The organism is Pseudonocardia sp. DSM 110487 (genome assembly GCF_019468565.1).
Taxonomy (GTDB): domain Bacteria; phylum Actinomycetota; class Actinomycetes; order Mycobacteriales; family Pseudonocardiaceae; genus Pseudonocardia.
In genome coordinates, this window is the sequence record NZ_CP080521.1 from 3,604,623 (window position 1) to 3,618,758 (window position 14,136).

Genomic DNA, 14,136 nt, shown 5'->3' on the forward strand with positions numbered 1-14,136 from the left:
CGATGCGGTACACGACCACGGTCGTCATCGGGGCAGGGCACTGCGGGCTGGCCATGAGTCGCTGCCTCGCCGAGCGTTCGGTCGACCACGTCGTACTCGAACGGGGCGAGGTGGCGCACTCGTGGCGCACCCAGCGGTGGGACTCGCTGCGCCTGCTCACCCCCAACTGGATGACCCGGCTGCCGGGCTTCTCCTACCGAGGCGACGATCCGGACGGCTACCTCGGCGCACCCGAGGTGGCCCGGCTGATCGAGGCCTACGCCGCGGTGTCGGCGGCGCCGGTGCAGACCGGCACCGCGGTCACCTCGGTCCGCCCCGATGGGTGCGGCTACCTGCTCCGCACGGACCAGGGGGACTGGCACGCCCGCACGGTGGTGGTCGCAACCGGTGCCGCCTCGGTCGCGACCGTGCCGGCCCAGTTGGCGGCGCAGGTCCCCGTCGGAGTCACCACGGTGACGTCCGCGGAATACCGCAACCCGGGCCTGCTGCCGGGCGGTGCGGTGCTGGTCGTGGGCGCTTCGGCGAGCGGCATCCAGATCGCCGAGGAGCTGCAGCGCTCGGGGCGGCCGGTCACGCTGGCCGTCGGCGAGCATGTGCGGATGCCCCGGACGTATCGGGGCCGCGACATCCTGTGGTGGATGGACGCGTCGGGCCTGCTCGACGAGCGCTACGACGAGGTGCCGGACCTGCTCCGGGCGCGCAACCTGCCATCGATGCAGCTGGTCGGCTCGCCGCAGCGGGCGACGGTCGACCTCGACGCCCTTCGCAGGCTCGGCGTGCGACTGGTCGGCCGGCTCGCCGCTGTCCGGGACGGCACGGCGCAGTTCTCCGGCTCGCTGCCCAACATGTGCGCGCTCGCCGACCTCAAGCTGGGCCGGCTGCTCGACACCATCGACGCATGGGCGGGGAAGGCAGGGGCCGACGCGGACCGCCCGGAGCGTTTCGCGCCGACCGAGGTGCCGGCACCCATCCCGCTGTCGGTGCGTCTCGCTGCCGACGAGATCGGCACGATCGTCTGGGCGACCGGCTTCCGGCCGGACCTGTCCTGGCTCGACGTCCCGGTGTTCGACCGCAAGGGCCGGGTCGTGCACGACGGAGGGGTCACGACCGCTCCCGGCCTGTACATGATGGGCCTGCCGTTCCTGCGCCGCCGCAAGTCCACCCTGATCGACGGCGCCGCCACGGACGCCCACGAGCTGGCCGCCCACCTGGTCGGGCACCTGGACGCCGTGGCTCGCCGCCGGGCGGGCTGAGCGGAGTCGTCATGCGACACCATCCCCTCGCGGCGCGCATCGCCGCAGCCGTCGCCGATCCCGATCCGCAGCGGTTGTCCACGGCGCTGACCGACACCGTCCGGCTGCGCGCCCTGCTACCCGGCGGCGCGATCGAAGCGCACGGGCGCGCGGACGCCACTGCCCTGTTCCGCGCATGGTTCGCCGACTTCGACACGGTCGAGGTCGTGGAGTCCGCCGCAGAGGCGGTCGCCGACCGGCTGCTGATCCACTACCGCCTCCACGTGCGCCAGGCGGAGACCCGCTGGGTGTGTACCCAGACCGCGATCTGCAAGGTCACCGACGGCCGCCTGGCCGTGATCAATCTGCTGTGCTCGGGCTTTCGGGAGATCACTGATGACGACGACGCACACTCGCCATCCAGCACTCGACGCGTGGGGTGACTTCGACCGGGACAACCCGTTCCCGCTGTTCGCGCAGGTGCGCTCGGCCGCCCCGGTGCACCAGGTCAGGCTCGCCGACGGGCACCCGGCGTGGCTGGTCGTGGGGCACGAGCAGGCCAAGGCCGCGCTGAACGACCCGCGCCTGTCCAAGGACATGCACGCCGCGCTGGCGCGCAGCGGCGAGGTCGTCGCCGAAGGCCTCCCCGGACCCGCGCTGGCCAGGCACATGCTCAGCGTCGACCCGCCCGACCACACCCGGCTGCGGCGGCTGGCGATGCCCGCGTTCAACAGGCGGCGCATCGACGCGCTGGAGCCCCGCATCCGGTCGATCGTCGACGCCCTGCTCGCCGACCTGGAAGCCCACGGGGGCGCGGACCGGCCCATCGACCTGGTGGCCGGCTACGCGTTCCCGCTGCCGTTCACCGTGATCAGCGAACTGCTCGGCATCCCGGAACCCGACCGCGCCGACCTCGGCAGCTGGTTCGGCATCCTGCTCGCCCCGTCGAACGGGCCGCAGCCACCGGCGGAAGCGGTGGAAGCGTCCCGATCGATCGTCGACTACCTCACCGCGCTCCTCGGCCGCAAGCGCGCCGAACCCGGCGAGGACATGGTCACCGACCTCGTCGCCGCCGCCGACCGCGACAACGCCCTCAGCCAGCAGGAGATGCTCTCCACGATCTTCCAACTCGTCGTCGCCGGACACGACACCACCACCAGCCTGATCGGCAACGGGACCGTCGCGCTGCTGCGCCACCCCGACCAGCGCGACGCGCTGGTCGCCGACCCCGGGCTCGTCCCGCGCGCCGTCGAGGAGTGCATGCGCTGGGACGCACCCGTGCCACACTCGACCTTCCGCTACACCACCGAGGAAGTCCGCATCGGGGACGTCGTCATCCCGGCCTTCGCCCAGGTCATCGTCTCGCTCGCGGCGGCGAACCGGGACCCCGCCCGATACCGCGACGCGGAGTCGTTCGACATCCACCGGTCCGACGGCGGTCACCTCGCCCTCGGACACGGCATCCACCACTGCCTCGGCGCCCCGCTGGCCCGGCTGGAGGCGCGCATCGCCCTGACCGCGCTGCACACCCGGTTCCCCGCGATGCGCCTCGCGGTCGACCCGTCCGCACTGCGCTGGGGGCACGGCGACGGGCTGGTGCTGCGCGGGCTGTCCGAGCTCCCGGTCGTCCTCGGGTCGCCCTCCTCAGCTGGTCCCCCCACCGAATGCCCCCCGAATAGTTCGGCGACGGACACCAGGTGATCGGCTACCGCGCCAGCGGGCGGCCGCCACCGCCTCGCCGCGCGACCGGACGTCGAGCTTGCCTCGGATCACCGGCACGTGGCGATTCGCGGTGTTGCGAGAGATCACCAGTTGGGCGCGCGCTGCCCGTCGGTCGAGTGGCCGGGTTGGCGGTACTCACGCTGACGCAGGCCGTACCTCGCTGGCCTCGACATGTGCGCTGGTGCCGCACCAGTGCGCGACCGCGGACCGGGCATCGTGAGCCAGGTCTGAACGGTCGTCGTCACCGGCCCATGCGACGTAGCCGTCGGGACGGACCAGGACCATCGCGGGCAAGCCTGCCGCGGCCGAGCGCTCGCAGCGCGCGAGCCTCACCTGCCTCCCGCCCGCGCTGGCGCCCACGCCGCCTGCGGTGGCCTCCAGGAGGACGAACCGTCCGTCCCGCATGAGCTCGTAGAGCCGCCCGTCGGTGCATCGGAGGTCGGGCATGCGGCGGCCGGCCCACGGGTGCGGGCCCGGCCCCGTGGCGGGATAGGTGATGCCGATGCCGGTCAGGCGACCGGCCATGGCCCTTCGGGTAGGGCCGAACCGCACGATCAACCGGAGGACCGTCGCCTGAACCGCCCTGCCGATCGCGGAGCGGCCGAGGATGAGCCGGTTGAACCCGTCTGTCAGCGCAAGGACCTGTGTGCCGACGCGGTGGCGCTCGTCCTGATAGCTGTCGATCAGCCAGGTCGGCGCCCGGCCGTGTACGGCGGCGGCGAGCTTCCAGCCGAGGTTCATCGCGTCCTGGATGCCGGTGTTCATGCCCTGCCCGCCGAGCGGTGAGTGCACGTGGGCGGCGTCGCCGGCCAGGAACACCCGACCGATCCGGTAGTGCCGGGCCTGCCGGCGCTCGCTGAGGAAGCGTGAGCTCCAACGCTGCTCGCGCATCCCGAAGTCGGTGCCGGCGATGCGGCCGAACGCGGCGCGCATCTCGTCCATCGGCAGCGGCTCGGTGAGGGGCACCTGCTCGCGCGCCCGGTCCCAGGCGATGGCGCGGAACCAGCCGTCGCCGAACGGCACCACGACGACCGCGCCGTTGTCGTTGCTGCTCGCGAACATGGCGTCCTGCGGCGGGTCGGTCAACCGGACGTCGGCGAGCAGGATGTGGGTCTCGTACTGGGTTCCGACGAAGTCCACCCCGAGCAGGCCGCGAACGGTGCTGTGCGCCCCGTCGCAGCCCACGACGTACCGCGCGGCCTGAACGCTGCCGTCGGCGAGCTCGACGACGACCTGGTCCGGGTCCTGCCGGAGCGCGACGATCTCGGCACCCTCGACGACGTCCACACCCAGCTCGCGGGCACGCTGCAACAGCAGCTGCTCGGTGCCACTCTGCGGCACGATGAGGATCATCGGGTATCGGGTGCCCAGCTCCCTCAGGTCGATGTTGGCGCCCGGCGCCGGCCCGACCTCGCGCACCACGACCCCGCGGGGCACCAGGTCGTCGCCCAGTCCCCGAGCGTCGAGCAGTTCGAGGGTGCGGGCGTGCACGGCGAACGCGCGGGTGATGTTCGGTTGCTCGGCGCGCCGCTCCACGACCCGGCAGCGAACACCCCGGAGGGCGAGTTCGCACGCGAGCATGAGGCCGGTCGGACCGGCCCCGACAACGATGACATCGGTGTCCTTCACGGAACACTCCTCAGATGGTGAGACGGTGGGTTTCAGCTGAAGTGGACGTAGGCCGCCGCGACGAACAGGGCGAACGCCGACCACGTCAGTCCGGCCCGGGCCCAGTTCAGGCGGAAGTACCGGCTGCGGGCCACGCGCCAGTCGGCGGGTGGTCGCAGCGGGTCCCAGCCCAGGATGACCTTGTAGTTCGGTTCGGCGAGGAAGGTGGAGGTCAGCAGCGGGCCGATGACGGTGGCGGTCAGCCCGAGCGCGGTGAGGAAGAATGCGGCACTCGTCGGTTGCCCACCGAGGCCGACGAGCGCGAGGGCCGGTGCGAGCACCAATGCGATGACGAGGACGAAGTTGGCCGGGGATCGCCGGGCGATCGGCAGGAACCGGCGCATGTCCTCGACGAAGCCGCCCGCGTCCCGCGCCGCATACATGGGGTGCAGGATCGTGGTCACGGTCAGCAGGAGCCCGGACCACAGCCCGGCTGCGACGACACTCAGCCCCAGACCGATATCGGCGATCATCGCGGTTGTCCTTTCCGGTCAGCGCAGGCGAGAGCGCCAGGCGGGCAGTTCACGATGTGCCGCCGGCGACGAGAGCAGGCGTTTCTCCCGTCGCGGGAGCAGCGGGGGGCGGCTCGCATCCGCCCTGGTCCAGCCGGAAGGGCGGGTACACATCGGTCATCAGCGCGACATAGACGAGGACCCGGAAAGCCCACCGGTCCAGCCCGATGACCAGGTCGAACAGGCCTGCCGGGTACCGCCGGACCACTGTCAGGTGGATGCCCGCGACCAGCACGAGTACGCCCAGTAGCCCGCCCGTGAACACCGCAGGCGACGTGGGGCCGAACCGGCTCACGGAGCCGAGCAGGATCCCGACGATCAGCAGGTGCGGGACGGCGAGCAGCCACTTCACCAGTACGAGCGGTCGGGACAGCCGCGTCGGGTACGCAACGTCCAAGCTCGCGGGATGGTCGGTGGCCCGGAGGCTGAACGGCGGGTACCTGTCGGTGCCGAGCGAGAGGTAGCTGTAGTGCCCGACGCGCCAGGTCCAGCGCAGCACACCGACGTTCACGTCGAACAACGCGCGCGGGTAGCGTCCGCTGACGAGGATCGACGCGCCCGCGACCACCGTCAGCAGGGCGAACACCGCCCAGAGCACGGTGAGGACGAGGACGTGCGGCAGTGCCAGCAGCCACTTGACGGTCCAGAGCCACCGCCCGGGCACCTCCTCGCGGCGGGCCTCGATCGACAACGGGTGCGCTGAGCTGGTGATCATGAGGACGCCTTGTCTGTCGAGGCGGAAACGGCGGACCGTCGCGGTAGCGCGAGGACGAGCAGCGGCACGACGAGGCTGACGGTGACGAGCAGCAGCGAGAAGGTTGTCGCGGCGGCCACCGGAATGACGAAGAGCTTGAAACTGTCGATGGCGGTGTGGAGCACGGCGGGCGCCCAGAGCGTCCGGCGTCCGGCCTCGTAGAGGTGGGCGAACGGCAGCGATGTGGCTGCCGCGACGGCCATCGCCCCGATACCGACCGCGAGGCCCGTGGTCAGCACGATCGGTACATGGGTTGCGGCGACCAGCGGCATGGTCCACAGCACGGCGGACCGGAAGGAGCGGCCCTCGCGCAGCCTGCGGAAGGCGTAGCCGCGCCAGACCAGCTCCTCGGCGAGCCCGTGAAAGGCGAACACGCCGACGAGCACCCACGGCCAGTCGGCGCGCAACGCCAACGTCGAGCCGCTGACGACGGCGAACAGCGGGTACACGCCCAGCACCATGGTCGAGACGCCGACGGCGGTGGCCAACGAGCGCCCGTCCGGGCGACCGAGCCCCCAGCGACGCAGGAGCCCTCTGACCGGTGCCGCGTACAGGACCCACTCGGCGACCACGGCGGTCAGCAGCACCGCCGCCGCGATCACGACGTGCCACCGCCCGCTGGAGTCGCCGGCCGCGGGGACGGCGAGCACGCCGTAGAGCACCGCGAAGCCGGCGAGGAACCGCAACCACGTCCCGGGTGATCCGACGGCCGGCCGCGGCATCGAGACGTCGGTGATCACGGGCTCGCCGGCATGTCGTCGTGCAGCAGCGCCATCCGGTCGAGGAACCAGCACTTCCCGGCCATGTGCACCGCCAGCCCGAAGAGGGCGATCCAGACGTCGAGCGCGACCAGACCCCACACGATGAAAGGCAGGCCGAGGGTGTTCATCGCGATCAGGACGTTCGGCGCGACCCGGTGTCGCGCCGGCACGGGGACGTGGTTGCGGTTGGCCCAGAGGGTCTCGCCCAGCACCGCCTTCGACGCCCAGTGGTCCGTCGATCGCGGGGGCGGGAACACCCGCGGGTTGATCGCGATCCAGGCGCAGACGACGGCGACGGGGATCAGGGACCACCAGCCGATCCAGGCGTAGGTCCAGATCGCCGCGACGAGCGCCGCAGGCACCGGGATCCGGGTGTAGACGCTCCACGGGTTGGCGTGGCGCTGCCAGGCGTCGCCCTCGAGCCCGAACGCCTTCGCCATCGACTTCTCCATCGCAGCCATCGCGGCCCTCCGTGTTTCGCCCGTCTCCGAGGCGGCACGGAGGAGCGTCGCGGCGACCCGGGTGGGCCCGCACCACCCACCCCGGGATCCACCCGGGTGGATGCCGGCGGGGGTGGTGTGCGACCCGACGGTGCGGAGCCAGGGTGGAGGTGACCAGAGGAGGCGACCGTGGTGTCGAGGTATCACCTGGCTCTCCGGGGTCCGATTCCCCGATCCGTGGCGGAGCTGATCCGCGTCCGGTTCGGGGACGTGACGATCCGGTCGGATCCGGGACGGACGGTGCTGGAGGGCCCGATCGCCGATCAGGCGGCCGTGCGGGCCCTGCTCAACCTGGTGTGGGACGCGGGCGGTGATGTGCGCCTTCTCTGGATCACGGCATGAGATCCGGCGAACCCGACTGATCGGGGGCGCGGACCGGGCGAACGGCGGTTACCGGGCATCCCGCACCTGCCACACTTGTGGCCACAGTCGAAGGCCGGCCGGGGGCCCGAGCATGCCGAGTCGTCGTGAGGCACCGCTGATCGCGGTGAAGCAGGCGATCCCGCCGGTTCGCCCCGCAGCGGTGCCGCGGCCGCGGCTGCACGCCGTCCTGCACGCCGGGCTGGATGCCCGCCTCACGGTCGTCGTGGCGCCGGCAGGGTGGGGAAAGACCACGCTGTTGTCCCAATGGGCCCAGGACCCGGCGATGCCCCGCGGCGTCACCTGGGTGTCATTGGACGAGGGCGACGACGACCCGGTCCGGTTCTGGACCTACGTCCTGACCGCGCTCGACCGCGACGTCGCCGGGCTCACCGGTGCACCGCTGGCGAGCCTGCTCGCTCCCGGGCTCGACCCGGTCGACCTCGCATTGCCGACGCTGCTCAACGAGCTCACCGCACTCGACACCGAGCACGTCCTGGTTCTCGACGACTACCACCTGCTCGATCACCAGGGCATCCACGAGGGCATGGAGTTCCTCCTCACCTACCTGCCCACGGCGCTGCGCGTCGTGATCGCCGGTCGCGCGGACCCACAACTGCCGCTGGCCCGGCTCCGGGCGCGGGGTGAGCTCACCGAGCTCAGGGCCGTGGATCTCCGCTTCACCGTCGAGGAGGGGACCGCCCTGCTGACCGCCGTCGGTGACACCGATTTCGATAGGGCGACCACGACGATGCTGTGCGAGCACACCGAGGGCTGGGCCGCCGGATTGCAGCTCGCCGCCCTGACGATCCGGGGTTCGCCCCACCCCGCGGCCGCAGCGGCAGCGCTCCAGGGCGACGACCGGCACATCCTCGACTACCTCTCCGACGAAGTTGTCGGCGGGCTGCCGGCCGAACATCGTGACCTGCTGGTACGGACGTCCGTCCTCGAACGGCTTTCGGGGGCGCTGTGCGATGAGGTGCTCGACCGGGTCAGCTCGGCCGCGATCCTGGACGCGCTCGCACGCGCCGACCTGTTCGTGGTGCCCCTGGACTCCCGAGGCGAGTGGTACCGGTGTCACCGACTCTTCCGAGACGCTCTGCTCCGCCGGCTGGAGCCGAGCGACCCCGCCGAGGCATACCGCGTCCTCGTCCGCGCCGCCGATTGGTTCCTTGCCCGCGACTACGTCGTCGAGGCGGTCGGGCTCCGCATCCGCGCGGGCGACGAGGACGGCGCGGCGGAGCTCCTGTGTTCGAAGGTGCCGGTGTTCCTCGAGCGAGGCGCCCTGTCCGCGTACCTCCATCTGGGCCGGCGGCTGTCTGCGTCGCGGGTGTTGCACGACCCGAGGCTGTGCGTGTCCTTGGCCTGGGCCGCGGGTCTGAGCGGACAGTTCGCGCGAATGGGGCCTTGGCTCGAGGCCGCCGAGCCGCTGATCGGCGACGACGGCAGCGAGCTGGACGGCTGGCACACCCTGCGCGGGGCGTGGGCAACGCTGCGCGCGGTCGAGGTCAGCGTGGTTCGAGCCGACGCCGAGGCGGCACTGGCGGCGGCAACTCTGGCCGTCGAGCTGGAGTCCGATCCGATGGTGGCGGGCTACGCCGTGGCGCGGACGGTCCTCGGCGCGATGCTCAGCTTCGCCGGGCGGACCGCCGAGGCGATCCCTTTCCTCGAGGATGCGTGGCATCGAGCCAGGGCACTCGACCTACCGGCCCTGCTGGGCCTGCAGGCCGCCAGCATCCTCGCCGCGGCACTCTCCGAGACCGCGCAGGTCCACCGGCTCCGCCGCCTCCTCGCGGAGGTGGCGCCCGCCGTGCAGGCGGCCGAGGACTTGTGGGGCACCGTGACGGCACCGGGGATCGTCCGGCTACGCACTGCCGAGGGTCAACTCGCCCACCGGGACGGCGACCTCGGCACCGCCCGCACCAAGCTTCGGCACGCCGCCGAGCTCGCCCGCCCGTACGGTGAGACACCGGCGCTGCTCGCGGCGTTGATCGCATTGGCCGGCGTGGAGCTCGACGACCGCGACCGCGCTGCCGCCCGAACGGCGCTGCTGGAGGCACGCGAGATCGTCGATACCGAGCCCGTGCTGCCGCACTTCGTCCGACTGCTCGAGGCCATGGAACGTCGGGCCGGGCGCGGCGCGGTGCGGGTCGCCCGCCGCACCGGTGTCCTGATCGAGGAGCTGACCGACCGCGAACAGGCGGTGCTGCGCGCGCTGACCAGCGATGCGACCCAGCGGGAGATCGGCGCCGCCCTCTACTTGTCGATCAACACGGTCAAGGGCTACACGAAGGTCCTCTACCGGAAGCTCGGCGTGGTCACTCGGCAGGACGCGGTCCGGCAGGCCCGGGCGCTCGGGTTGATCTGAGCGTCACAACCTGAACCGATGATCATGCTTGTGACAGGTTAGAGCTCGGGCCGCAAGGGGATCTCCCCCGACCTCCGACGGCATTGACTGCTTCGGTGGAGCAAATGTGGAGCACGGCATTGCGCCAAGTGGGTCTGAACGACGCTGAGGTGTGTCGTGCTGCACCGCGCCAAGCAATGGATTCTCTGTCTTCAAGAAGATCACGCGGTGGCCGCCCTATTCGTCTATGCCACGCCCCTCGCCAGGGCCTGCGCACACCACTCTGCTGGACGCCACTCCCCGACCTTCTCGAAGGATCGCCACAGATAGATATCCATCGGGGCATCCACCATCCCCGGGAGTGGCTGGAGGCGTGTGAGGTGCACTGGCTCCCCGACGGGAGCCCAGCCGCTTTCCTCCACTGCTTCGCGGGCTGCTGCTTCGGCAGGCTGCTCGTTCGCTTCTACTAGTCCGCCAAGCAGCTCGTAGCCCCACTCGTCGGTCGCGAAGCGGTGCCGGTGCACCATCAGTACCTCGTCATCATCGTTGACGAGAGCAGCAATCGCTACTGGCTTCATGTGAACGACGTGGTGCTCGAACCGACTTCCATCGGGTGTCTCGATATCGACGAGCGTCAACCGAACCCACTCATTGTCGTAAACAGTGTGCTCACCGAATCGCTTTGTTCGGTGAGCATCCGGCTGTCTTGGGTCGGTCACGGGCGACGAGTCTAGCAGCGGGAGAGCCACGCAGCCGTTCAAGAAACGGGCGTTCGGCGCGCAGCACGGTGATCAACAGATGCGCACATCACACAAGAAAAGAGTGCAATGGCGAAGCCTTAATGTGCAGAGGCGGACTCTTGTAGCAATGCGACGCAACGTTCGGACGCCAAAAACTCCCGCGCTGGGATACTAACCGCCCAGTGGCTATCGAATCGCTGCCGCAAGAACTGAGCAAGCTTCTCGCCTCGCGGTCGAACGCCTCCTAACTGTTCATGCGTATGGCCCGAGAACGCAAGATATATCGTTTCATCGTCGATGATGACCATACTCATAGGCTCTACGGCGCCAGCACCTGTATCTAATACGCGCACATAGTAGCTCGGAATACTATTGTCGAGGTCCGCTTGCGCGCGACACCACTCGACCATCTCCTTGTTGTTAACGGAAATGATCCTTCGAACGGTTCTTCTCCTAGTGCGAGCAAATTCGACAATGTCTTCAAAGTATCTTTCACATGCATCGCCAACTGCCTCACCGGGGGGAGCATCTCTGAAATAGGTTGCACGGATCTCACGCTTACCTCGACGCACTGACTCGGCAGCGGTAGTGTAAAAGTCTTGAGCGCTCTCAAAGAAGCTTTCGCGATTCCGCCCTCCACGTACCTCGACGCGAAGATCGCGCACCTGCTTTAGAATGAAAAACACGGCAGCGAAGAGGGCGGCCTCAAGTCCCTTTTCGAGCAATGGAAACACGTCTTTAAAGAAGGAGAGGAGAAAGCAAGCAACAAGGAAGATGGCGAGGGCCCACTCCTCGTAAACTTCAGACTTTGTTTCGGAGTTCATCATTGCACCCTCCTTGCTTCCTTGTGACGAGCGCACCCTTGACAGGGCTAAGCAGTGCCTCAGCCAAGTGGGGCGTCCCCCGATGTCGCTCTTGGTCGCAACCCGGATCATCCGGCCGTTCCCACCCGCTCATGCTCATCAAGCTCGCGAAGAGTCACTGCCGTGTTACCGCATGCGGCCGTCGCCTGGTGCACTCGCCCTGCCGTACCTTCTCCGAAGGCCGCTTCCCCGCCCAGTCGCACCATCTGGAAGGGGGAGCCATGTACAAACCGTGGTCCGCATCACATGCACAGCCACTACCGCCACTGGACCGCCCGGTCTGGATCGACCTTGAGGCGTTCTGGGGACCGCCCGACGACGGCACTGCTGAGGCTGACGATCCCCCGCCTGGCGGCCTCCTTGTCGCCACCGGACGCGTCCCCGGCCTACTGAAGCGCTGGGCTCGCTCCACGGACGGCCGGTGGTTCGGCCGCGTGAACTTCAAGATCACTGACTCATACGGCGCCCAAGTTGCCGAGCACGTGTCTGTGCTCGTGCCAGCACACGCGTTGAAACCTCGCCGGCGAGCGCATACCCAGCACTGCTGACAGCGCGCCCTGACAGCAACGACCCCAACATCTGGCCGACCGCCAGCGAACCCAGGCTCAAGGGCAGCCCAGGTCATCGACTGTCCCGGACCCTCGGAGACACCAAGAGCTCGATTTTGGTTCCGATGGCTCGTTGTGGACACCGGCAGACCACCCTCGTCCTGATCGCGTATCACCGCACGAACTTGACGCCTCTCCAACCTGGCGTGCAGAGAGTGCTTCGGGATGCTCTTCGGCGGGCGAATCATGCCCTTCAGCGCCTGGAGGAGTGGTTCTCATGGTGTGGACAAGATCCGACAAGATCTCGGCGGGTAGCTTGGTCATCGCCCTTCTGGCTCTACTGTACGGACCGGGAAAGGACTATCAAACAGCACAATCTGTTCCTTCGGCACAGATTGAAATCATGAAAGTATGTGAGACTGTGCTGAAGGGCCAGCCTCTGAGGATCCGACCGAAGAACCGGTACCTGGTCAGTCGACGACGGATGGAAAGCCGAACGAGGCAGAGTCGTTGGCTCCCCCCGCTCCAGATGTGCCAGCACCAAGCGGCACGATATACACAGCGTGTGATGTCCAGTCTATCGAGTCGATAGAACCAGACACAAGCCTCAATGGTAGAGCGCAGAGGACCATCTACTTTGATGAAGTGCAAATCAGAGGAGTATCCAATAATGTTCCCGCAGATAGAGATCTATGGATTGTACTCCGTCCGGAGGATGATGGACGATACTATCCAGTGGCACGCGCAAGAAAGCTAAGCGACGGCGCTTGGAGCCTAAGGAATTGGCCCTTTGATCGAATCCAAATACCCAAACCAAAGGTGACGTACGACGTATTCTTATATATGGCTGATAGTCAATCATCGCGCCAATTAGCAACCTGGGATGAAAGAGAAGACGGGAAACCTAGAGAGCAGTACGAAGGTATGCCGAGCCTCCCTCCCAACCTCGTCCTCCTAGGTTCAGCGTCGATTAAGCGGCCGACATAGCGCCTTTGGAGCTACCATGCTGGCCGGGTCAGGTCTAGGCCGGATGGTTTCGGCAAGGTTCGATCAAGACGCAACTGTGCTTATCTTAGGTCTTCTGATTCAGTTATCAACGATCATGCTCGCTCGCTTCCGGACTGGTGGCGGCCGATGTAGTAGTCGTGTAGCACGACCCCCAGATCAGCGATACCGAGGCCCACCTCGCCCCACATGCGTCCGCTGGCCACAGTCAGATTCACACCAACCTGCCGAGGCTTCGGTGAGCGAGGGGGTCGCCGGGTTGACAGCACGACCCGACAGCAACGAGCCCGGACTCGCACATCGGCCAGGCAGCTCAGGACCAGCATCGATCCTGGACAAGAACGAGCGCAGACGGCCTCAGACGGCCGAGCCGAGCCTACGGATCAAGGGGTAGGGGTACAGCTGCGAAGTACAGCAACGCCAGCTGTCGTGGGCAGCTCAGGCGATCTTCGACATGCCCCTGACCTCGCACGAAGCCCCTCGAAGCTCGATCGCCACGAGTTCACACCGAAGAGGTAGCGAGCGGGACGCATACACGGCCACTGTTCGCTGGCGCCGACCAGCGCTAGCCTGGGGCGCTTCCGCACCACGAAGGGGAGGGCGGACGAATGGCCGCGACCGAACCAAACCAGGTGATCGAGCAATTCGCGGAGTGCTTCAACTCGGGTGATGTTGAAGGCCTCGCCTCGCTGTACGAGGACGGAGCCGCCTTCATACCGCAGCCGGGCACAGTGCTCTCGGATGCCGCCGGATTGCGGGCAGCGCTCCAGGGCTTCCTGGACACGAAGGGAACCCTAACCATCGTCTCGACATCAGCGGTGGTCAAGGACGACCTGGCCCTGACGCACAGCCACTGGCGGCTCGACATCCCCGGTGGCGAGGCAATGGATCACACGTCGGCTGAGCTGGCCCGCCGCCAGCCGGACGGGACCTGGAAGTATGCCATCGACAATCCCTATGGGGGCGAAGTCCTCGGCGACCCAGCTGATCGATAGCGCTCGTCTCTGCGGTGCCAAGTGACACGATGAGTGACTAGGTGAGTGACAACCAACGCGACGTAGCGTGGACGCTGCCGGACGTCAATGGACGCTTGACCTGCACAGACGGCGCGAATACGCAGTACC

At 68.2% G+C, this 14,136-nt stretch carries 13 protein-coding genes; 6 read left to right on the top strand and 7 right to left on the bottom strand.

What is annotated here, in order from left to right; translation table 11 throughout:
- Positions 1 to 2: 2 nt before the first annotated feature.
- The 3 genes from K1T35_RS16825 to K1T35_RS16835 are packed head-to-tail and all read left to right on the top strand — an operon-like array spanning position 3 to position 2,933.
- A complete protein-coding gene (locus K1T35_RS16825; RefSeq protein ID WP_220261076.1) occupies positions 3 to 1,253 on the top strand; it encodes an NAD(P)-binding domain-containing protein in 1,251 nt (416 codons plus the stop codon).
- Between the two features lie 11 nt (positions 1,254 to 1,264).
- Positions 1,265 to 1,675, top strand: a complete 411-nt coding sequence (locus K1T35_RS16830; RefSeq protein ID WP_220261077.1) for a nuclear transport factor 2 family protein — start codon at positions 1,265 to 1,267, stop codon at positions 1,673 to 1,675.
- Complete coding sequence (locus tag K1T35_RS16835) at positions 1,629 to 2,933, top strand: cytochrome P450 (protein WP_220261078.1); 1,305 nt, start codon at positions 1,629 to 1,631, stop codon at positions 2,931 to 2,933. Before K1T35_RS16830 ends, K1T35_RS16835 begins: the two co-directional genes overlap by 47 nt.
- A 156-nt stretch (positions 2,934 to 3,089) precedes the next feature.
- Here the strand turns inward: K1T35_RS16835 and K1T35_RS16840 are convergent, their stop codons facing one another.
- Genes K1T35_RS16840 through K1T35_RS16860 form a run of 5 tightly spaced genes read right to left on the bottom strand, consistent with a single transcriptional unit; the run spans position 3,090 to position 7,110 of the window.
- The gene (locus tag K1T35_RS16840; protein ID WP_220261079.1) at positions 3,090 to 4,583 is read right to left on the bottom strand and encodes an FAD-dependent oxidoreductase; all 1,494 of its coding nucleotides are present in this window, start codon (positions 4,581 to 4,583) and stop codon (positions 3,090 to 3,092) included.
- A 32-nt stretch (positions 4,584 to 4,615) separates the two neighbouring features.
- Positions 4,616 to 5,095: a hypothetical protein gene (locus K1T35_RS16845; protein ID WP_220261080.1), complete on the bottom strand. Its 480-nt coding sequence runs from the start codon at positions 5,093 to 5,095 to the stop codon at positions 4,616 to 4,618.
- A 49-nt stretch (positions 5,096 to 5,144) separates the two neighbouring features.
- Positions 5,145 to 5,849, bottom strand: coding sequence for a DUF4389 domain-containing protein (locus tag K1T35_RS16850; RefSeq protein WP_220261081.1), 705 nt, complete (start codon positions 5,847 to 5,849; stop codon positions 5,145 to 5,147).
- Positions 5,846 to 6,628 (bottom strand): CPBP family intramembrane glutamic endopeptidase, encoded by a 783-nt coding sequence (locus tag K1T35_RS16855; RefSeq protein ID WP_220261082.1) that lies wholly within the window; start codon positions 6,626 to 6,628, stop codon positions 5,846 to 5,848. Before K1T35_RS16855 ends, K1T35_RS16850 begins: the two co-directional genes overlap by 4 nt.
- Positions 6,625 to 7,110: a DUF6653 family protein gene (locus K1T35_RS16860; RefSeq protein WP_220261083.1), complete on the bottom strand. Its 486-nt coding sequence runs from the start codon at positions 7,108 to 7,110 to the stop codon at positions 6,625 to 6,627. The genes K1T35_RS16855 and K1T35_RS16860 overlap by 4 nt, the downstream gene beginning before the upstream one ends.
- A 216-nt stretch (positions 7,111 to 7,326) precedes the next feature.
- On the opposite strand from K1T35_RS16860, the gene K1T35_RS16865 reads away from it, so the two are divergent.
- Positions 7,327 to 7,491 (top strand): hypothetical protein, encoded by a 165-nt coding sequence (locus tag K1T35_RS16865; protein WP_220261084.1) that lies wholly within the window; start codon positions 7,327 to 7,329, stop codon positions 7,489 to 7,491.
- A 112-nt stretch (positions 7,492 to 7,603) separates the two neighbouring features.
- Positions 7,604 to 9,877 carry a LuxR family transcriptional regulator gene (locus K1T35_RS16870; RefSeq protein WP_220261085.1) on the top strand — a complete coding sequence of 758 codons (2,274 nt, stop codon included), beginning with the start codon at positions 7,604 to 7,606 and terminating at the stop codon, positions 9,875 to 9,877.
- Positions 9,878 to 10,101: 224 nt separating this feature from the next.
- Here K1T35_RS16870 and K1T35_RS16875 read toward each other — a convergent pair whose 3' ends face one another.
- Positions 10,102 to 10,575, bottom strand: coding sequence for an NUDIX domain-containing protein (locus tag K1T35_RS16875; protein ID WP_220261086.1), 474 nt, complete (start codon positions 10,573 to 10,575; stop codon positions 10,102 to 10,104).
- A gap of 119 nt (positions 10,576 to 10,694) precedes the next feature.
- Positions 10,695 to 11,423: a hypothetical protein gene (locus K1T35_RS16880; protein WP_220261087.1), complete on the bottom strand. Its 729-nt coding sequence runs from the start codon at positions 11,421 to 11,423 to the stop codon at positions 10,695 to 10,697.
- A gap of 2,197 nt (positions 11,424 to 13,620) precedes the next feature.
- On the opposite strand from K1T35_RS16880, the gene K1T35_RS16885 reads away from it, so the two are divergent.
- Entirely contained in the window at positions 13,621 to 14,007 is a 387-nt protein-coding gene (locus tag K1T35_RS16885; protein WP_220261088.1) for a nuclear transport factor 2 family protein, read from the top strand.
- The last annotated feature ends 129 nt before the right edge of the window (positions 14,008 to 14,136 follow it).

Bases quoted from the DNA above. Each gene is read 5' to 3' on its own strand.
- K1T35_RS16860 (WP_220261083.1), bottom strand. From the start codon at position 7,110: ATGGCTGCGATGGAGAAGTCGATGGCGAAGGCGTTCGGGCTCGAGGGC.
- K1T35_RS16880 (WP_220261087.1), bottom strand. From the start codon at position 11,423: ATGATGAACTCCGAAACAAAGTCTGAAGTTTACGAGGAGTGGGCCCTC.
- K1T35_RS16830 (WP_220261077.1), top strand. From the start codon at position 1,265: ATGCGACACCATCCCCTCGCGGCGCGCATCGCCGCAGCCGTCGCCGAT.
- K1T35_RS16885 (WP_220261088.1), top strand. From the start codon at position 13,621: ATGGCCGCGACCGAACCAAACCAGGTGATCGAGCAATTCGCGGAGTGC.
- K1T35_RS16835 (WP_220261078.1), top strand. From the start codon at position 1,629: ATGACGACGACGCACACTCGCCATCCAGCACTCGACGCGTGGGGTGAC.
- K1T35_RS16850 (WP_220261081.1), bottom strand. From the start codon at position 5,849: ATGATCACCAGCTCAGCGCACCCGTTGTCGATCGAGGCCCGCCGCGAG.
- K1T35_RS16825 (WP_220261076.1), top strand. From the start codon at position 3: ATGCGGTACACGACCACGGTCGTCATCGGGGCAGGGCACTGCGGGCTG.
- K1T35_RS16870 (WP_220261085.1), top strand. From the start codon at position 7,604: ATGCCGAGTCGTCGTGAGGCACCGCTGATCGCGGTGAAGCAGGCGATC.
- K1T35_RS16845 (WP_220261080.1), bottom strand. From the start codon at position 5,095: ATGATCGCCGATATCGGTCTGGGGCTGAGTGTCGTCGCAGCCGGGCTG.